General features: G+C 67.9%; 17 protein-coding genes. 2 read left to right on the top strand and 15 right to left on the bottom strand.

Features of this window, described 5'->3' with window-relative positions:
• Genes N0B51_RS07420 through N0B51_RS07430 form a run of 3 tightly spaced genes read right to left on the bottom strand, consistent with a single transcriptional unit; the run spans position 1 to position 1925 of the window.
• Positions 1-354, bottom strand: a complete 354-nt coding sequence (locus tag N0B51_RS07420) for an acyl-CoA thioesterase (protein ID WP_259961678.1) — start codon at positions 352-354, stop codon at positions 1-3.
• A gap of 32 nt (positions 355-386) precedes the next feature.
• Positions 387-647 (bottom strand): hypothetical protein, encoded by a 261-nt coding sequence (locus N0B51_RS07425; protein WP_259961679.1) that lies wholly within the window; start codon positions 645-647, stop codon positions 387-389.
• Positions 648-650: 3 nt separating this feature from the next.
• Positions 651-1925, bottom strand: a complete 1275-nt coding sequence (locus tag N0B51_RS07430; protein ID WP_259961680.1) for a pyruvate dehydrogenase complex dihydrolipoamide acetyltransferase — start codon at positions 1923-1925, stop codon at positions 651-653.
• A 121-nt stretch (positions 1926-2046) separates the two neighbouring features.
• Between N0B51_RS07430 and N0B51_RS07435 the strand changes: the two genes are divergently transcribed.
• Entirely contained in the window at positions 2047-2499 is a 453-nt protein-coding gene (locus tag N0B51_RS07435; RefSeq protein WP_259961681.1) for a universal stress protein, read from the top strand.
• 1 nt (position 2500) lies between these two features.
• Here the strand turns inward: N0B51_RS07435 and N0B51_RS07440 are convergent, their stop codons facing one another.
• The 9 genes from N0B51_RS07440 to radA all read right to left on the bottom strand — a co-directional run bounded on the left by N0B51_RS07440 (position 2501) and on the right by radA (position 13611).
• Entirely contained in the window at positions 2501-4765 is a 2265-nt protein-coding gene (locus tag N0B51_RS07440; protein ID WP_259961682.1) for a ribonuclease R family protein, read from the bottom strand.
• A 46-nt stretch (positions 4766-4811) separates the two neighbouring features.
• Positions 4812-6191, bottom strand: coding sequence for a M28 family peptidase (locus N0B51_RS07445; RefSeq protein WP_259961683.1), 1380 nt, complete (start codon positions 6189-6191; stop codon positions 4812-4814).
• Positions 6192-6253: 62 nt separating this feature from the next.
• Positions 6254-7795, bottom strand: coding sequence for an aminoacyl--tRNA ligase-related protein (locus tag N0B51_RS07450; RefSeq protein WP_259961684.1), 1542 nt, complete (start codon positions 7793-7795; stop codon positions 6254-6256).
• A 58-nt stretch (positions 7796-7853) separates the two neighbouring features.
• A complete protein-coding gene (phaR, locus tag N0B51_RS07455) occupies positions 7854-8423 on the bottom strand; it encodes a polyhydroxyalkanoate synthesis repressor PhaR (protein WP_259961685.1) in 570 nt (189 codons plus the stop codon).
• Positions 8424-8514: 91 nt separating this feature from the next.
• Positions 8515-9555, bottom strand: coding sequence for an alanine racemase (alr, locus tag N0B51_RS07460; protein WP_259961686.1), 1041 nt, complete (start codon positions 9553-9555; stop codon positions 8515-8517).
• A complete protein-coding gene (locus N0B51_RS07465; RefSeq protein WP_259961687.1) occupies positions 9552-11216 on the bottom strand; it encodes an MFS transporter in 1665 nt (554 codons plus the stop codon). Before N0B51_RS07465 ends, alr begins: the two co-directional genes overlap by 4 nt.
• Positions 11217-11252: 36 nt before the next feature.
• Positions 11253-11699 carry an iron-sulfur cluster assembly scaffold protein gene (locus N0B51_RS07470; protein ID WP_259961688.1) on the bottom strand — a complete coding sequence of 149 codons (447 nt, stop codon included), beginning with the start codon at positions 11697-11699 and terminating at the stop codon, positions 11253-11255.
• The gene (locus N0B51_RS07475; RefSeq protein WP_259961689.1) at positions 11696-12226 is read right to left on the bottom strand and encodes a CvpA family protein; all 531 of its coding nucleotides are present in this window, start codon (positions 12224-12226) and stop codon (positions 11696-11698) included. Before N0B51_RS07475 ends, N0B51_RS07470 begins: the two co-directional genes overlap by 4 nt.
• A 17-nt stretch (positions 12227-12243) precedes the next feature.
• Entirely contained in the window at positions 12244-13611 is a 1368-nt protein-coding gene (gene radA, locus N0B51_RS07480) for a DNA repair protein RadA (protein ID WP_259961690.1), read from the bottom strand.
• Between the two features lie 73 nt (positions 13612-13684).
• On the opposite strand from radA, the gene N0B51_RS07485 reads away from it, so the two are divergent.
• Positions 13685-16078 carry a patatin-like protein gene (locus N0B51_RS07485; RefSeq protein WP_259961691.1) on the top strand — a complete coding sequence of 798 codons (2394 nt, stop codon included), beginning with the start codon at positions 13685-13687 and terminating at the stop codon, positions 16076-16078.
• Here the strand turns inward: N0B51_RS07485 and N0B51_RS07490 are convergent.
• From N0B51_RS07490 to dnaK, 3 genes are all read right to left on the bottom strand, one after another.
• The gene (locus N0B51_RS07490) at positions 15994-16464 is read right to left on the bottom strand and encodes a low molecular weight protein-tyrosine-phosphatase (protein ID WP_259961692.1); all 471 of its coding nucleotides are present in this window, start codon (positions 16462-16464) and stop codon (positions 15994-15996) included. The genes N0B51_RS07485 and N0B51_RS07490 overlap by 85 nt on opposite strands.
• A complete protein-coding gene (dnaJ, locus tag N0B51_RS07495) occupies positions 16461-17582 on the bottom strand; it encodes a molecular chaperone DnaJ (protein WP_259961693.1) in 1122 nt (373 codons plus the stop codon). Before dnaJ ends, N0B51_RS07490 begins: the two co-directional genes overlap by 4 nt.
• 75 nt (positions 17583-17657) lie before the next feature.
• Positions 17658-19592 carry a molecular chaperone DnaK gene (gene dnaK, locus N0B51_RS07500; protein WP_259961694.1) on the bottom strand — a complete coding sequence of 645 codons (1935 nt, stop codon included), beginning with the start codon at positions 19590-19592 and terminating at the stop codon, positions 17658-17660.
• Positions 19593-19647: the final 55 nt, after the last annotated feature.

A 19647-nucleotide genomic window follows, 5' to 3' on the forward strand; every position in this document is an offset into this window, starting at 1 on the left:
CTAGTCGTTCGCCGTAAGCGCGGCTTCGGCCACCGCGCGCGGCTTGTTGTCGTCATCGAGAAGCACGAACTTGAACGTGCCGCTGCACACCTTGGTCGTCGCCTCGCCATTGCGCTCCCGCGCGATGCCCTCGGCGGCGACGGTGAGCGAGGTGCGCCCGGTCGCGGCGACCTCGCAATAGACGCTGAGCTCGTCCCCCACCGCCATCGCGCCGGGAAAGGCAAAGTCGGTCGCCGAGACCACCACCGCCCTGCCCTTGCCGACACGCGACGCCAGCGCGCCTGCGCCCAATGCCATCTGGCCCATCAGCCAGCCGCCGAACACGCCGCCATAGGGGTTGGTGTCGGAAGGCATCGCGGTCACGCGGATGAGGGGAGCGCGGTCGGTCAAACCAGTAACCGCGAGTCTTGATCGACGAGCCTAGGATCGACGGAAGACTCGCAGGCGAGCGCCGTGCAAAATCGTAGGAAAGCATCTGGTTGATCGGGTGCTCTCGGAACAATTCGGCAGAGGCTCGACCAAACGTCGCCTACAGTTACCCACTTGGGCGCATCTTCGATCGGCACGTCGACGCCAAAGCGGGCAAACGCGTTTTCAATGGCGATGGCTTCGTCGCCATCACCTCCAAGGCCGACGGACTCAAGCATGGCTCAAGCCACCAGCCCCAGCGGCGCTTCCACCAGCGTCTTGAACGCCTGCATCAGTTCGGCCCCGTCGGCGCCGTCGATGGCGCGGTGGTCGAAGCTGCCGGTGGCGCTCATCACGGTGGCGATGGCGAGTGCGTCGTCGACGACGTACGGGCGCTTCTCGCCCGCGCCGATCGCCATGATCATGCCCTGCGGCGGGTTGATCACCGCCTCGAACTGCTTGATCCCGTACATGCCCATGTTCGACAGGCTGGCGGTGCCTCCCTGGAACTCCTCGAGCTTGAGCTTGCCCTCCTTGGCGCGGCCGGCAAGGTCCTTCATCTCTGTGCTGATTGCGCTGACCGACTTGGCGCCGGCGTCCTTGACGATCGGGGTGATGAGGCCGGTGGGCACCGACACCGCGACCGAGATGTCGGCGCGGCTGAAGGTCAGCAGCTCGTCGCCCGCGAACTGGACGTTGCACTTGGGCACCTGGAGCAGCGCCTTGGCGAGCGCCTTGATCATCAGGTCGTTGACCGACAGCTTCACGCCCTGCGGCTCGAGCGCGGCGTTGAGTTCGCTCCGCAGCTTGAGCAGCGCGTCGAGGCGCACGTCGACGGTCAGGTAGATGTGCGGCACCTGCTGCTTCGATTCGGTCAGGCGGCGCGCGATTGTCTTGCGCATCCCGCTGAGCTTCTCGCTCGTGTGCGGAATGCCGAAGTCCTGCGCGGCGGCGGGTGCCGGTGTCGGGGCGGCGCTCGGCGCGGGAGCGGCGGCGGTAGCCTGGGCGGTGGCGCCCGCCTGCGCGCCTTCTACGTCGGCCTTGACGATGCGGCCGTTCGGACCCGAACCCTTCACGCCCTTGAGGTCGATGCCCTTCTGTTCGGCGATACGTTTCGCCAGCGGCGACGCGATGACGCGGTCGCCCGATGGCTTGGGCGCGCTGGCCGCGGGAGCAGGCGATGGAGTGGCGGCGGGGGCGGCTTTCGCCTCCTCCTTCGCCGGAGCGGGTGCGGGTGCCGGTGTCGGCGCGGCAGCCGCCTCTCCCGCGTCCTCGCCCTCGCCCGCGAGCATGGCGATCACGGTGCCGACCTTTACGCCTTCGGTGCCCTCGGCCACCTCGATCTTCGCGATCGTGCCTTCGTCTACCGCCTCGAATTCCATCGTCGCCTTGTCGGTCTCGATCTCGGCCATGACGTCGCCGGCCGAAACCGTGTCACCCTCCTTCACGAGCCATCTGGCGAGCGTGCCCTCTTCCATCGTCGGCGAGAGGGCGGGCATCTTGATCGGCGTCGGCATGGCTGTCCTTCACTGGGGAGTGATCGTCGCCCGCTTTGGCAAAGCCGTAGCGTCCGGGCAAGCGGCTTGCCCTGAATACGTTTTCCGCCGATATCGCTGCGCTGAGAGGGGGCGGGCCGCCATGCGTGTCTATCTGGTGATTATGGACGAGACCGACGAGGCCCTGCGCGCGCTGCGGTTCGCCAGCCGCCGGGCGATGAAGACGGGGGGATCGGTCCACATCCTCGCCCTTGTCCAGCGCGAGAACTTCAACGCTTTCGGCGCGATCCAGGCGACGATCGAGCAGGAAGCGCGCGACCGGGCCGAGATGGTCGCCAGCAGCGCCGCCGGATCGATCTTCGCGGAAAGTGGCAAGATGCCGGTTATCTCGGTCAGAACGGGCGGCGCGCAGGAAGTCATCAAGCAGTACCTCGACGAACACCCCGAAGTCGCCGCCCTGGTGCTGGGGGCCGCTGCCGAAGGTGGGCCAGGACCGCTGGTGACGCATTTCAGCGCCGCCGCGGGGCACCTGCCCTGCCCCCTGTTCGTCGTCCCCGGCGGGCTCACCGACGAGGACATCGATCGCCTGAGCTAGCCTATTTCTTGCCCCCCCTGCCCTGGTGGCGGATATTGCCCGGGCGGCCGCGCCTGCCCTGTGCGTGTTTCGGTTTCGGCTTACCGGACGGCTTTCCCTTCGCCGGCGGGCGATTGCCGCGCGGCTCGATCCGGCCTTCCTGCCCCGGCAGCTCGAACTTGAGCGCGCCGGTAAGCGGGTTCGCCTCTGCCAGCCGCAGTTCGAGCTTGTCGCCCGGTGCATAGGTGGTCCCGCTGTCCTGCCCCACGAGCCGCTGCGAAGCCTCGTCGTAGCTGAAGTACTCGCGGCCAAGCGTCGAGACCGGGACCAGTCCGTCGCCGCCCACGCCCACGATCGTCGCGAAGAACCCGAAGCCCTGAACGCCGGTGATGCGGGTCTCGAATACCTCGCCCACTCTCCCTGAGAGCCACGCGGCGACGTAGCGGTCGATCGTGTCGCGTTCTGCCTCCATCGCGCGGCGCTCGGCCTGGCTTATCGCTTCGGACACCTTCGACAGGTCCGCCTTGTCACGGTCGGACAGGCCGCTGGTCTCGGGGATGCCCGTCGGCGGCTTGGGCTGCTCAAGCTTGTAGGCGTCGACCAGCGCCCGGTGCACGAGCAGGTCGGCATAGCGCCGGATCGGCGAGGTGAAATGCGCATAGGAGCCGAGCGCGAGGCCGAAATGTCCTGCGTTCGCCGGTCCGTAATAAGCCTGGGTCTGGCTGCGCAGCACGGCTTCCATCACCTGCGCCTTTTCGCTCTCGTCGCCGATGTCCTTGAGCATCCGGTTGAACAGGCTTGGGGTGATGACCTGGCCCAGCGCGAGGCTGTGGCCGAAGGTCTTCATGTAATCGCGCAGCGCCACCAGCTTCTCGCGCCCCGGTGCCTCGTGGACGCGGTAGACCACCGGCGCGGTCTTGGCCTCGAGCGCCTTTGCGGCGGCCACGTTGGCGGCGATCATGAAATCCTCGACCACGCGGTGCGCGTCGAGCCGTTCGCGCACGGCGATCTCGGTTATCTTGCCCTGATCGTCGAGCCTGACCTGTCGCTCGGGCAGTTCGAGTTCGAGTGGGTCGCGTTCGGCACGGGCGGCGGCGAGGAGCTTCCATGCGCCCCACAGGTGCTGCAGGTGTTCGGGCGCGCTGCCGTCGTCGATCTGCGCCTGCGCGTCCTCGTAGGCGACGTTGTGCGCGATGCGCACCAGCGCGCGGGTGAAGCGCCACTTGGTGACCTTGCCCTGCGGGGAGATGCGCAGGTGACACGCCATCGCCGCGCGGTCCTCGCCCTCCTTCAGCGAACAGACGTCGGCGCTGAGCACTTCGGGCAGCATCGGGACGACCCGGTCGGGGAAATAGACCGAGTTGCCGCGCTTCCTCGCCTCGCGGTCGAGCTGTCCGCCGGGGCGGACGTAGAACGACACATCCGCGATGGCGACGAGCGCGCGGTAGCCACCCTCGCCGTCGGGTTCGGCCCAGATCGCATCGTCATGGTCGCGCGCATCGGCCGGGTCGATCGCGACGATCGGCAGGCCGGTCAGGTCCTCGCGGTGCTCCTTCGAAAGCGGCAGCTTCGCCGCGCGCTCCGCCTCGGCGAGCACCTCGTCCGAAAAGACGTGCGGGATGCCGTGCTTGGCGATCGCGATCAGGCTGAAGGACCGGGGTTCGAGCGGGTCGCCGAGGACCTCGACGACCTTGACGCCCGAGCGCGGGCTCTTGCCGGCGGGCTCGGCGAGCACGAGCTGGCCTTCCTCCGCCCCGCCAAGATCGGCGATCGGCGCGGAACTGCGGACCTTCTTGTCCACCGGGGCGAGCCAGCCCTTGCCGCTGCGGTCGATCTCGACCACGCCCATCAGCCCGTCCTCGCGGGCGGGCAGCTTCTTCATCGGGTGCGCGCGCCACCCGCGCCCGGTTTCCTCGGTGCGGGCAAGGATGCGGTCGCCGACCTTGAGCGCGGGAATCTTGGCGTTGCCCCTGCCCTTCTTTCCCTCGATCACCCGCAGGCGCGGGGGCGGCGCGCCGTCGTCGGGCGACCAGGCGTCGGGGATCGCATAAGGCTCGCCGTCGTCGATCTCCGCGATGCGCAGCACGGTGACCTTCGGCACCCCGCCCATGCGGTGATAGGCGGTCTTCTTGCCGTCGATCAGGCCTTCCTCGGCCATGTCCTTGAGCAGCGCCTTGAGCGCGATCTTTTCCTGTCCTTTCAGCCCGAACGCCTTGGCGATCTCGCGCTTGCCGGCGATCTTGTCGGACGACTGGAGGAACTCGAGGACCTGCGCCCGGGTGGGCATGGCGGATTTGGAACGTTTCTGCATCGCGCCCGATATGGGGGCGGTCCTAGGGCTTGTCACCTTCCGGTTCGGCCAGGGGCGTAAAGGCACCGCCGGGCACTGCGCTGGCGACCGGGCTGCACACGTCCCCGGTCGCGCACGAACTGACTCCGAAGATCCAGTCGTCGCCGCGCAGCTTGGCGACGAACGCGAAATCGCGCTGGTCGACCGGCGTGACCGGGCGGACGTCCGCCGCCGTTTCCGAATGGACGATGGCGACAGGCTCTCCCCAGTCGGCCGCATCGGTCCGGCGGGCGAAGACCCGGTAGCCGGTCGCCCCGGCCACGCCCTTCCACGCTATCGAAGTATCCGTGCGAACGGCAGCGTCGGCCATCGGCGCGGGCGGCATCGGCGCGTGCGCCAGCCGGTCGAGCGCGCGAACGTTCAGCGAGGTCACCCTGGCGAGATAGGCGAAGTCCATCTCGTCCACCGTGTCGCCGAACTTCGTGCCGCCCTCGGTCCTCAGGTCCTGGTGCTGGTGCTCGTAATCCTCGACCGCGACCGAGAAGCGGATCGCGGGATACCCCTTGTCGAGGAACGGCAGGTGATCGCCGCCCCGGCCCATGCGGTCGGCCCGCCAGATCGGACGCACTTCGAGCGAAGGACTATCGAGTCCGTCGATGAAGCGCGAGAGATTGCGGCTTGGGCTGTCGTTCTCGCCGCCGTCGCGGCGCTGCGCAGCGCGCGCCGCATCGTTGAGGTCGGCGCGCGGCCCTTCGGAAAAAACGCGCACGTGGTCTGGATCGCAGTAGCCATCCGAACCGCACGAATTGCCGACGATGTCGTTGTTGAGCACGGCCTTCACTGTCCAGCCCTGCGCCTCGGCATAGTCGGCCAGCAGTCTTCCGCCGAGAAGCCCCTGCTCCTCGCCCGAGAGCAATGCGTAGACGATCGTCGTCGGGTACTTGTGCTGCGACAGCACCCGCGCGGCTTCGATCACGAGCGCGGTGCCGCTGCCGTCGTCGTTCGCGCCAGGCGCGTCGGAGGTGAAGTCCATCACGTCGCTCACCCGGCTGTCGATGTGCCCCTGCACGATGACCACCTCGTCGGGCCGCTCGAAGCCGCGCTGGATTGCGACGACATCGACGATCTTCGTCGGGCGCGAGATGCGGCCGCCTTCGACCACGCGCTCGGGCAGCACGATCTCGAGGCAGCCGCCACAGGCCTTGCTCGTCTTGCGCAGCTCAGCCTCGCCCCAGCGCCGCGCGGCGCCGATGCCGCGGGTCTTGTGATGGGGATCCGACATCGTGTGGCGGGTGCCGAACCCCACCAGCCGCTCGACGTCGGACTTCAGGCGCGCCTCTGACACGCCCTCTGGCGGCCGGTCAGCGGCGCTGAGGGGAACGGCGGCGAAAAGCGCGGCGGTGGCGAAAAAGCGTGTCTGCATCGGGCCTTGTTAGTCCCCCCGGCGCGGTTGGCAAGCGCCAGGGGGCCGCGCCGATCGCGTCGTCAATATGCCTTGGCGACCAGCACGCGTTCGACCGCCGGGCTACCGGTGAAGATGCAGGTTCCATCGGCCGGCGGCGCCCCGACCGGCACGTTGCGCAGCGTGAGCTTGAGCGCCTTGAGCCTTTCGGTCACGGCGTCCAGCGCGGCGCCGGTGGGCTTGGACCACTGGACCTCGGCCCAGCCGGGATGCTTCACCCCTTCGCCGAAAAAGGCCTCGAGCCCGGCGAAATCGGTGATCGCACGATCGATCCGGCGGTCGCGGATCGCCGCCGCCTCGGCAAGCAGGCTCGCCTGCATTGTTTCGAGCGCGGCGGGAATTGCCGATGCGGCATCGTCCAGCGAAGGGAAAGTGAAGGCGGGCTTGCCGTTTTCGCCCCACAGCGCGTCGCGGCGCAGCAGGCTGACCTTGCCGCCTTCCATGTCGCGCCCGCCGACCTCGACGATCAGCGGGGCACCCTTGCGCACCCAGTCCCACCGCTTGGCCGTGGCCTTGCCGGGCTTCGCGTCGAGCAGCACGCGAACCGGTTCGCCGAGCGCGCTGGCGCCTGCGAGCCTGGCGCGAAGCCCCTCGCAATAGTCGATCAGCGCGCCGTCGCCGTCGTCCTCGCGCAGCATCGGGACGATAACCACCTGCCACGGCGCGATCGCCGGCGGGACCTTGAGCCCGTCGTCGTCGCCGTGGACCATGATCACGCCGCCGATCATGCGGGTCGAGACGCCCCAGCTGGTCGTGTGGGCGAGCTGCTGGCCGCCGTCGCGGTCCTGAAACCGGATGCCCGACGCCTCGGCGAAATTGGTGCCGAGGTAGTGGCTCGTGCCCGCCTGCAGCGCCTTGCCGTCCTGCATCATCGCCTCGATTGACCAGGTTTCGACCGCGCCGGGAAAACGCTCGTTCTCGGGCTTTTCCCCGGCGATGACCGGCAGCGCGAGGTCTTCCTCGGCGCAGGCGCGGTAGACCTCGAGCATCCGCAGCGTATGCTCCTTCGCCTCAACCGCCGTCTCGTGCGCGGTATGGCCTTCCTGCCAGAGGAACTCGCTGGTGCGCAGGAACATCCGCGTGCGCATTTCCCAGCGCATCACGTTGGCCCACTGGTTGAGCTTGAGCGGCAGGTCGCGCCAAGACTGGACCCAGCGTGCCATCGCGTCGCCGATGATCGTCTCGCTCGTCGGGCGAATGACGAGCGGCTCTTCGAGTTTCGCCTCCGGGTCAGGGACCAGTCCGCCCTTGCCGTCGGCGATCAGCCGGTGATGGGTGACGACCGCCATTTCCTTGGCGAAGCCTTCGACGTGCTCGGCCTCACGCTCGAAGTTCCTGAGGGGGATGAGCAGCGGGAAATAGGCGTTGTCGTGACCCGTCGCCTTGATCCGGTTGTCGAGCAGGCGCTGGATGCGTTCCCAGATTCCGTAGCCCCACGGCTTGATCACCATGCACCCCCGCACGCCCGATTCCTCGGCCATGTCGGCGGCGGAGATGACTTCCTGGTACCAGGCGGCGAAATCGTCGGCGCGCTTGACCGACAGGGCATGGCGAATCTGGGACACGGAGTAATCTTCCTAGCGGTGGCCGGCGCCCCCTAGCGAGCGAGCGGCGAAGCCGCAATTACTGGCCGAGATCGTCGAGCTTCTTCTGCATCGCGGCCATCTGCGCGCGAAGTTCGGCGATCTCGTCGGAGTTCTTCGCCGCAGAAGGCGAAGCGGACGAGGTCGCCTTCTCGCCCCGCTTGGGCATCAGCGCGTCGGACGCGGCGCGCATCATCGCCATGTTCGTTTCGGCGATCTTGGCAAATGGCGTACCCTGCGCCCGGGCCATGAAGCTCTCGTGGAGCTTGGCCTGGTTGGCGCGGAAATTATCCATCATCGCGTCGAGATAGGCCGGCATCATCGACTGCATCGAATTGCCGTACATCGAGATAAGCTGGCGCAGGAAACCGATCGGGAGCATCTGCTCGCCGCCGCTCGATTCCTCTTCCATGATGATCTGGGTCAGGATGGTGTGGGTGATGTCCTCGCCGGTCTTGGCGTCGAGCACCTTGAAGTCGACGCCGTCGCGGGTCATTTTCGCGAGGTCATCGAGCGTGATGTAGCTCGACGTGCCGGTGTTGTAGAGCCGCCGGTTGGCGTATTTCTTGATGACGATCGCGCCGTCTTCGTCGGTTGCCCGCTTGGCCATGTGCCTGAGACCCTGGTTGATTGCCGTTCACTCTTAGCACTCGCAGCATTTGCAGCGCAACAAATGCTGCAAACTTTGTGCGCAGCATCGTTCAGCGCCGGAGACGGACGCCTGTCGTCGTCAGCACCTCGTATTGCGAAAGTCCCGACCGTGCCGCTTCGTCCGGCAGGTCGAACGGGACCTCGACCCAGTCGCCTTCCCCAAGTTCAGGCGCGGCAGCAAGGTCGACGACCACCATGTCCATCGACACCTTGCCGAGCAGGGGCAAGGCCGCCCCCTCGTGCCGGAAGGCGTGGTCCCGGCCGCGAGCGCGCAGGAAACCGTCGGCATAGCCAAGCGAGACGACACCGACCCGCATCGCCTCGCGCGCGCGGAAACTGGCATTGTAGCCGATGCCGTCCCCGGGAGCGATCCGGCGCACCTGCACGATGGCTGCTCGGGGCCTCGCGACCTGGCGGATCACGCCTTCGAACGCACTGCGCGGGACGCCGCCGTACAGCGCGATGCCGGGCCGGGTGACGTCGAATGCAAAATCCCCGCCGAGCGCGATGCCGGCGCTGTTGGCGAGGCTGCGGCGCCTTGCCGGGATCGCAGCGGTCGCCTGGCGAAAGCGCGCGAGCTGCTCGGCGTTCTGCGGCACGTCCTCGTCGGCGCTCGCGAGATGGGACATGAGGATTTCGACCTCGAGGCCGTCGATCACGGGATCGCCGATTGCCTCCATCGGCAGCCCGAGGCGGTTGATCCCGCTATCGACCATCAGGTCGCAGGCACCCCCGCCGCTCGCCTGCCACCGCGCGGCCTGCTCGATGCTGTTGAGCACCGGACGCACCCCGGTGGCGCGGGCGAAGGCGCAGTCTGCCTCGTTCCGCGGCCCGTGGAGGACGGAAACCTGCGCCGGAGGAACGTGCGCGATGACCCCGGGCACTTCGCTCCAGTGCGCCACGAAGAAATCCCGCGCCCCCGCCCGCGCGAGCACCGGCAGAACGTTCGCCGCGCCCAATCCGTAGCCGTCCGCCTTGACCGCCGCGCCTGCGCGCGCCGCGCCCGACATCTTGTCGAGCGCGCGCCAGTTGGCGGCCAGCGCCTCCGCGTCGAGATCGAGCCGCAGGCTGGGCGGCGGGAGGTCGGTCATGGCGTCGCGGGCGATACCGGTGGCGCCTCGCCGCTGTCCTCGAAATCACGCGGCGGCCCGCCGCGGATGCCCCACCAGGCGACCAACAGCCCGAACGCGACGATGCCCCAGGTGTACCACAGCCCGGCATAGGCGTTGCCCGTCGTGGCGACGATGTAGCCCGCGATCAGCGGCAGGAAACCGCCGAGGTAGCCGGCGCCGATATGATAGGGGATCGACATCGAGGAATAGCGGATCTGCGGCGGGAACATCTCCGCCAGCAGCGCCGCTACCGACCCGTAGGTCAGCGCCGAGAGCATCCCGAGCGCGCAGACCAGCGCGACGATGCCGATCAGGTTGGCGAGCGGAGGGTGCTGCGGTGAGAAGTCATATCCCTTCGCCTCGAGCGCCGCCTGGAATGCGGCCTTGCCGCTGGCGCCCTCGAGGATATCGACCGAGAGCACATCCGAACCCGCGGTCACGACGGTCGCGCCTTCGCCCGGTGCCACGTCATAGCTGACGCCGAGCGCGGTCAGGTCTGACAGCACCCGCCCGCACTCGGTCGCCTGGACGCTCGCGAACGGATCGTAGGTGCAGCCGTCGCCCGAGACGACCACCGGCTCGCTCCGCGCGCTCGCGGCAAGGCCAGGGTTGGCGAGCGCGCCGATGCCCCAGAAGATCGGGAACAGCAGCACCAGCGAAAGCGCCGCGCCGACGACGATCGGCAGCTTGCGCCCGACCCGGTCGGACCACTTGCCCACCACGAGGTAGAAGCTCATCGAGATGCCGCCCGCGATCAGCATGATCCATTCGCTGGTCGCCGCGTCGACCCGCATCGGTCCCTTGAGGAAGCTGAGCCCGGAAAAGAACGCGGTGTACCAGATCGTCGTCAGCACGCCGGTAATGCCGAACAGCGCAACGAAGATCCGCTTCTTGTTGCCCGGGTAGGTAAAGCTTTCCACGAAGGGATTTCCGGCCATTTCGCCGGCCTCCTTCATCGCCTTGAACACCGGGCTCTCGGAAAGCTTCAACCGCATCCACAGGCTGATCCCGAGCAGGATCAGGCTGAGCAGGAACGGCACGCGCCAGCCCCAGGCGTTGAAGGCGTCCTCGGGAATGAAGGTCCGGCAGGCGATCACCACGATGATCGACAGAACGAAACCGCCGACGACGCTGGCCTGGATGAAGCTGGTGTAGAACCCGCGCTTTTCAGGCGGCGCGTGTTCGGCGACATAGATCGCCGCGCCGCCGTATTCGCCGCCGAGCGCAAGGCCCTGAAGGATGCGCAGCAGTATCACGATGGCCGGCGCGAGCAGGCCGATCGTCGCCGCGCCGGGCACCAGGCCGACGCCCGCGGTCGCCACCCCCATCAGCGTGACAGTGACCAGGAAGGTGTACTTGCGCCCCAGTTTGTCGCCGAGGAACCCGAACAGGATCGCGCCCAGCGGACGGAACCCGAAGCCGACCGCGAAACCGGCCCAGACGAGCAGCAGTTGCAGCGTCTCGTTGTCGGCCGGGAAGAAGGCCTTGCCGATCAGCGCGGCGAGCGTGCCGTAGATGAAGAAGTCATACCATTCGAAGACCGTGCCCGCGCTCGAAGCAGCGATGACGAGGCGGATCTCTTTCGCGCTCGGCTGGTGATGCGTCGACCGTGCTCCCGGCGCGGCGGCGATTTCGCTCATGGCGGCGTGGCTCCCCTTCCTGTTCGGGCGCAAGCTCTAGCGAGGCGACTCCTGCTTGGAAAGCGCGGCCAGCGCCGCATCCCATGGCAGCAGGATCGCGCCGTGCCGCGCAGGGTGCGCGCGGGCCGGTTCGAGCACCGACAGGCCCGGCCACGCGGACGCCGGCTCCAATCCCGCCAGCCAGCCGGCGATCTGTGCCCGAGCCGCCGCGATTTCGTCTTCTGCGCACCCGGTCGCCGCGTTCGCGAACAGCGCGGCCGCGGCCTGCCCCACCGCGCAGGCGCTCACCCGCAGGCCCAGGCGCTCGATCCGACGATCATCGCCGAGCGCGGCAGACAGCAGGAGCGCGCTTCCGCAAGTCCGCGAGCGGGCCTCGCCGATCAGCGGCATCGACGGATCGAATGGAAGCGTGCCGAGCGATACGGCAAGCGCGAGCAGGTCGGGCGTGTAGAGCGCAGATCCCCCGCGGGCCGGTGCGGTCACCGGCGGACCGGGATCCGCGACTGCGCCTTGCGCCGTTCCTCGTCGCGATCCTCGATCAGCTGGACCAGGGCATCGGCGCTGGCGTTGACCAGCGGATACGTGCGGGCCTGCTTGATCCAGTCGGGCCGCCCGGCGATGCCCCATGCCGCATCGTAGCCAAGCACCAGCAGTGCGAAGCCGCAAACCACCACGATGGCGCCCTTGATCGCGCCGAATCCGAAACCCAGGACCCGATCGATCGGACCGAGCATCGAAACCCGGCTGCTCTCGCCGAACCGCCCCACGATCAGCTTGATCCCGGCGTAGGGTATGAGGAGCAGCATCGCAAAGGCCGCCGTCGCCGCCGCCGGCGGGCTGCCGACCTTGGGGAGAAGGAAATCATAGAGGGGGGTATGCAGGTTATGGATTGCAAGAATCGCGACGGCCCAGACGATGAGCGAGAGCAATTCCTGCACGAAACCGCGCATGAAACCGCCTACCGCCGCCGTCCCGACGACCAGGAGAACAATTAGATCGAAACCCGTCATTCGCGATCCCGGCCCTGTTATGCCGATGCCATTACCCGGTCAACGAGATTGGCGAGCCGGCTTAGACCGCGATAGTTAAGTCCCGATGAACCGGCATCCACGTCGGCCGGGCCGTACCCGGTGCCGAAGCCGAGCTTGGCCGCCTCGCGCAGCCGCAGCCCGGCGTGGGCAACGGGGCGGATTTCCCCTGCCAGCGAGATCTCGCCGAACCACACGCCGCGGGTTTCGAGCGGCTTGTCCGCGAGCGCGGATACGAGCGCGGCGGCTACCGCGACGTCTGCCGCCGGGTCCGAAAGCCGGTAGCCCCCCGCGACGTTGAGATAGACTTCGGCCGACGAGAAATTGAGCCCGCAGCGCGATTCGAGCACCGCGAGAAGCATTGCGAGCCGCCCGCTGTCCCAGCCCACCACCGCGCGGCGCGGGGTAGCGCCCGACTGCAGCTTCACGATCAGCGCCTGGATCTCGACCAGCACCGGCCGCGTCCCCTCGAGCGCGGGGAACACCGCGCTGCCGGCGAGCGGTTCGTCACGGCCCGACAGGAACAGCATCGACGGGTTGCCGACCTCCGCAAGGCCCGCCCCCTCCATTGCGAACACGCCGATCTCGTCGACCGCGCCGAAGCGGTTCTTGAGCGCGCGCAGGATGCGGTACTGGTGGCTCCGCTCGCCCTCGAAGCTCATCACCACGTCGACCATGTGCTCGAGCACGCGCGGCCCGGCGATGGTGCCGTCCTTGGTCACGTGACCGACGAGCACCAGCGCGACGCCGTTTTCCTTGGCATACCGGATCAGCTCAAACGCGCAGCCGCGCACCTGACTGACCGTGCCCGGCGCGCCCTCGATCGTGTCGGAGTGCATCGTCTGGATCGAATCGACGACCAGCAGCGAGGGCGGCTCCATTGCTCCAAGCGTGGTCAGCAGGTCACGCACGCTGGTCGAACTGGCGAGTTTGATCGGCGCATCGGCCAGCCCCAGCCGGCCGGCGCGCATCCGCACCTGGCCGGCCGCTTCCTCTCCGCTCAGGTAGACCACCGGCAGCCCGCGCTTGGCCACCGCGCCCGCGCTCTGCAGCAGGAGTGTCGATTTGCCGATGCCCGGATCGCCGCCCATCAGGACTGCCGATCCCGGGACAAGCCCGCCGCCCAGCGCGCGGTCGAACTCGGCCAGCCCGGTCGGCAGCCGCACCAGCGGTTCGCCCGGCGCGTCGAGCGCCTCGAACGCGAGTCTGCGCCCCCCGCTCGACAGATCGTGCTTCATCGAGAACACCGTCGCCGGCGCGTCCTCGACCAGCGTGTTCCATTCTGCACAGTCGGCGCACTGGCCCTGCCAGCGGCTGCTCACCGAACCGCAGTTCTGGCACACGTAGCGGCGTTTCGTCTTGGCCATCGCCTCGACGCGTAACCGGAACATTCGTGGAACGCAATTGCGCTTCCGCCTTTTGCCCGGCACAAGCAGTGCCATGCGGCAGAAAGAACTCCGATTGGCACTCGTATGCTACGGCGGGGTCAGTCTGGCGGTCTACATGCACGGGGTCACCAAGGAGCTCTGGCACCTTGCCCGGGCAAGCCGCGACCATGTCGGCGACAGCCCCCCGGCCGCAGGGGTACGCGCGGTGTACCGCGATCTGCTAGCGCGAATCGAAGGCGAACACGGCCTGCGGCTGCGGGTCCTGCCCGACATCGTCACGGGGGCGAGCGCGGGCGGCATCAACGCGATCTTCCTGGCCGAGGCGATTCATTCGGGCGCCAGCCTCGAACCGCTGACCGAACTGTGGCTGGAGACCGCCGACGTCGACCGGCTGCTCGATCCCAAGGCGCGCCCCTGGTCGCGCGCGGCGAAGTTGTGGGCCATGCCGCTCGTCTGGTGGCTGCTGCGCCGGCCCGGCAACGCGGTGAGCGAAAGCGTCGCACCCGAAACGCGCGCCGAAGTGCGCCGCAAGGTTTCCCACCTGATCCGCGGGCGCTGGTTCGAGCCGCCGTTTTCGGGACTGGGCTTTTCCAAGCTGCTCTACGACGGCCTGATGGCCATGGCGGCGGAAACGCCCGAGCCGCCTCTCCTCCCGCCCGGTCACCCGCTCGACCTGCTCGTCACCGCGACCGATTTTCGCGGGCACCTGTCACTGCTGAGGCTCAACAGTCCGCCGGCGGTCGAAGAGAGCGAGCACCGCCTGCCGATCGGCTTTCGCAGCAAGGTGCCCGCGCAGGGCGGCGAGCCGCTGGCCGAGCCTCTCGAACTGACGTTGGCGGCGCGCGCGACGGCGAGCTTTCCGGGTGCCTTTCCGCCCCTCCAGCTGGGCGAGATCGACGAGCTGGCCCTCGACCGCGGGCGCGAATGGGCCACCCGGTCGCAGTTCGTCGAACGGGTCATGCCGGTGCACGCCCGCCAGGGCAACGCCGAGAACGTCTCGCTCATCGATGGCTCGGTGCTGATCAACGCGCCTTTCGCCGCCGCGCGGGCCGCGCTTCCGTCGCGCCCGGCCCAGCGCGAGGTCGACCGGCGCTTCGTCTACATCGATCCAACCCCCGATCGCTTCGGCACGGTCGGCGCGCGGATCGACAAGCCGGTCGGCTTCTTCGCGGCGATCGTCGGCTCGATCTCGGCCATCCCGCGCGAGCAGCCGATCCGGGACAACCTCGAGGCGCTGGAGAAGCAGACCCGCGAGGCGATCAAGTTGCAGCGCATCGTCGGTGCGCTGCGACCCCAGGTCGAGGAATCGGTCGAGCGCCTGTTCGGCCTCACCCTGTTCCTCGACAAGCCGACGCCCAAGCGGCTCGCAAGCTGGCGCAACAAGGCGCAAACCGCCGCAGCGGAGAAGGCCGGCTACGCCTTCCATCCCTATGCGCAGGCGAAAGTCGCGGGCATCGTCGACACGCTGGCACGGACCGTGCTCGAGTCGGCGCCTGCGCTCAAGCTCGCCGACGCCGAGCCGATCGTGCTGCGGCTGCGCGAGGAACTCGACGCGCGCGGCCTCGCCTCGCTGGTCGAGCCATCGGGCACCGCGAGCCCCGAGGCGATTGCATTCCTGCGGGCGCACGATCTTGCCTTCCGCATCCGGCGGTTGCGCCTGATCGCCCGCCGGCTGTCGCGCGAATGGGAAGCGGATCCCTCGATCCCGGATGAGGCGCTCGAGGCAGCCCGCGAGGCGATCTACCGCATCCTGGCCCTGTATTTCGCGCGCGAGGGCACCGGCCACCTGGGCGACGACTTCGCGGTTATCGCCGAGAACGTGATGAGCGATCCGGGCGCGGTGCTCGACGCACTCGCCGAGCGGCGGCTGCTACCGGAAATTGACGCCCAGGCCGAGCAGCTGCTCGCCGACGCGCTGGAGGCCATGCCCAAGGAGCTGCGCCGCCGGGTGCTGCTCGCCTATCTCGGGTTTCCCTATTACGATGTCGCCACGCTCCCGCTTCTCCAGAACGAGGGGTTGACCGAGTTCGACGCGGTGAAGGTCGATCGCATCAGCCCCGAGGACGCACGCTCGATCCGCGCCGGGGGCACCGGCGCGACGCTGCGCGGGACCGAGTTCTACAATTTCGGCGCGTTCTTCAGCCGCGCCTACCGGGAAAACGACTATCTGTGGGGGCGGCTCCACGGTGCGGAACGGATGATCGACCTTGTCTGTTCGACCCACCCAGGCTTCGAGGAAAGCGATTGCGCCGAGTTCAAGCGGCGCGCGTTCCTGGCCATCCTCGACGAGGAAGAAGGCCGGTTGCTGGCGGATCCGCGGCTCGTCTCGGATATCCGCGCCGAGATCGGCGCGGCGCGCGGTCAGCCTGCCAGGGACGAGACGATCATGCGCGCGGCAAGCGAAACGTCGTCCCAGGTGTCTTCGAACAGTTGCTCGCCGCCGTAATAGGGGTCGCGGACGCTGGCGCCTTCGCGTCCCGGTACCGCGTCGAGCAGGAGCGCAACGCGCGCGGTCGCATCGCGGGGCATGACCGCGTGCAAGTCGGCGAGGTTCTGCGCGTCCATCGCAAAGATGTGCGTGAAACGGCAAAAGTCATCGGAAGTGACCTGCCGCGCACGCAGGTCGGAAATGTCCGTTCCCGCCGCCCGGGCGACCGCCTGCGCACGCGGATCAGGCGGATTACCGGCGTGCCAGTCGCCGGTACCCGCCGAATCGATCTCGATCGACAGCCCCGCGCGCTCGGCTTCGATCCTCAGAGCGGCTTCCGCCAGCGGCGAACGGCAGATATTGCCGAGGCAAACCAGCAGGATCGCCGGACGCCCGGTGGTCACCCGCCGAACGCTGTCCTGAGCCGGTCGAAGAAGCCCTTGCTGTCCGGGCATTCGTCACCGGTTTCGGTTTCGCGGAATTGCTCGAGGATCTCGCGCTGCGCACGGGTCAGCTTCGTCGGTGTCTCGACCACGATCTCGACCACCATGTCGCCGCGCCCGCGACCTTGCAGCACGGGCATCCCGGCGCCGCGCACGCGCAGCTGCTTGCCGCTCTGGATGCCCGCCGGGATGGTGACCTGATGGTGGTCACCGCCCAGGTCGGGAATCTCGATGCTGTCGCCCAGCGCGGCGGTGGTGAAGCTGATCGGCACGCGGGTGAGCAGCGTCGTGCCCTCGCGCTGGAACACCGGGTGCGGTCTTACGTGCACGAAGATGTAGAGGTCACCCGGTGGCGCCCCGCGCGGTCCGGCCTCGCCCTTGCCGGAAAGGCGGATGCGCGTGCCGGTATCGACGCCCGGCGGGATCTCGACGTCGAGCGCCTGCGGCCGGTCGATCCGCCCTTCGCCGCGGCAATCGCGGCACGGGCTCTCGATCACCTCGCCGCGGCCATGGCAGTTGGGGCACGCGCGCTCGACGACGAAGAAGCCCTGCTTGGCGCGCACCTTGCCCATGCCCCCGCAAAGGTTGCAGCGGCGCGCCGACGTGCCCGGCGTCGCCCCCGACCCTTCGCATGTGTCGCAGGTCTGGCTGACTTCGATCTCGATCTGGCGCTCCCTGCCGTGGAACGCCTCGTCGAGGGTGATCTCCATGTCGTAGCGCAGGTCGGCGCCGCGGCGCGGCTGCTGGCGCCCGCCGCCGCCAAAGGCGCTGCCGAAGATGGTCTCGAAGATGTCGCCGATGTCGCCGAAGTCCTGGCCGCCGAAGCCGCCGGGACCGCCGCCGCCCTGCTGGAAGGCGGCATGGCCGTAGCGGTCGTAGGCCGCGCGCTTCTGCGGGTCCTTGAGGCATTCGTAGGCCGCCGAAACGGCCTTGAACTTGTCCTCGTTTTCCTTGCACCCGGCATTGCGGTCCGGGTGGTACTGCATCGCGAGCTTGCGATAGGCGCTCTTGATCGTGGCCGCGTCCGCATCGCGGGCAACGCCGAGCACTTCGTAGAAATCGATTTCGGTAGCCGACATTGCTTGCCCCGCCCTAAACCGTTCCGCCACCGATGCGGATTCGCACCGGTGGCGGTTGGGTTTCCATTCGGGCTATCAGCCCTTGGCGTCTTCGTCGACTTCGGAGAACTCGGCGTCGACCACCTCTTCCTCCGATCCGGAACCGTCGGCGGCCCCGTCAGCAGCGCCACCGGCGGGGGCATCGGCCGAAGCCTGCTCCTGCTGGTAGATCTGCTGGCCCATCTTCATGGCAACGTCGGTCAGCGCCTGCGCCTTGGCGTTGATCGCGTCGACGTCGTCGCCTTCGAGCGCGGTCTTGGCCTCGGCGATCGCCGTCTCGACCTGGCCCTTGAGGTCCGCGTCGATCTTGTCGCCGTGCTCGGACAGCTGCTTCTCGGTCGCGTGGACGAGGCTGTCGGCCTGGTTGCGCGCCTCGGCGGACGCACGCCGCTTCTTGTCCTCTTCGGCGAACTTCTCGGCGTCCTGCACCATCTGTTCGATGTCGGAATCCGACAGGCCGCCAGAGGCCTGGATACGGATCTGCTGCTCCTTGCCGGTGCCCTTGTCCTTGGCCGAGACGTTGACGATGCCGTTGGCGTCGATGTCGAAGGTGACCTCGATCTGCGGCACGCCACGCGGCGCCGGGGGAATGCCGACGAGGTCGAACTGGCCGAGCAGCTTGTTATCCTGCGCCATCTCGCGCTCGCCCTGGAAGACGCGGATGGTCACCGCGTTCTGGTTGTCCTCGGCGGTCGAATAGGTCTGGCTCTTCTTGGTCGGAATCGTCGTGTTGCGGTCGATCATCTTGGTCATGATGCCGCCCAGCGTCTCGATGCCCAGCGACAGCGGGGTGACGTCGAGCAGCAGCACGTCCTTGACGTCGCCCTGCAGCACACCGGCCTGGATCGCCGCGCCCATCGCCACGACCTCGTCAGGGTTCACGCCCGTGTGCGGTTCCTTGCCGAAGAACTCCTTCACGAACTCGCGCACGCGGGGCATCCGGGTCATGCCGCCGACGAGCACGACGTCGTCGATCTCGCTGGCCTTGATGCCCGCGTCCTCGAGCGCCTTCTTCATCGGACCCTTGGTGCGTTCGATGAGGCCGGACACCATCTTTTCGAGGTCCGCGCGGCTGATCGTCTCGACCAGGTGCAGCGGGGTGGTGCTGCCGCCTTCCATGCGCGCAGTGATGAACGGCAGGTTGATCTCGGTGGTCTGCGCGCTCGACAGCTCGATCTTGGCCTTCTCGGCGGCTTCCTTGAGCCGCTGGAGGGCGAGCTTGTCGGTGCGAAGGTCCATGTTCTCCTTCGACTTGAAGCGATCCGCGAGCCACTCGACGATCGCCGCGTCGAAGTCCTCGCCGCCGAGGAAGGTGTCGCCGTTGGTCGACTTAACCTCGAACACGCCGTCGCCGATCTCGAGGATCGAGACGTCGAAGGTGCCGCCGCCAAGGTCGTAGACCGCGATCGTCTTGCCCTCGCTTTTCTCGAGGCCATAGGCCAGCGCGGCCGCGGTCGGCTCGTTGATGATGCGCAGCACTTCGAGGCCGGCGATCTGGCCGGCGTCCTTGGTCGCCTGGCGCTGGGCGTCGTTGAAGTACGCGGGAACGGTGATGACCGCCTGGGTGACGGTTTCACCGAGGTAGCTCTCGGCCGTTTCCTTCATCTTCTGGAGGATGAACGCGCTGACTTCCGACGGGGACAGGTCCTTGCCGCCGGCCTTGACCCAGGCGTCGCCGTTCTTGCCCTTGACGATGGTGTAGGGAACCAGCTCGGTGTCCTTCTTGGTCACCGGATCGTCGAAGCGGCGGCCGATCAGGCGCTTGACCGCGAAGACGGTGTTGTCGGGGTTGGTGACCGCCTGGCGCTTGGCCGGCTGGCCGATCAGCCGCTCGCCGTCCTTGGTGAATGCGACGATCGAAGGCGTGGTGCGCGCGCCTTCCGAATTCTCGATCACCTTCGGCTTGCCGCCATCCATGACGGCAACGCACGAGTTCGTGGTGCCGAGGTCGATACCGATAACTTTGGCCATGGTTTCCCTATTCGTCTGGTACGTTGTTGGACACCGCCCTTCGGACCCCCCGCAG

This window comes from Tsuneonella litorea (assembly GCF_025154015.1).
Classification (GTDB): domain Bacteria; phylum Pseudomonadota; class Alphaproteobacteria; order Sphingomonadales; family Sphingomonadaceae; genus Tsuneonella; species Tsuneonella litorea.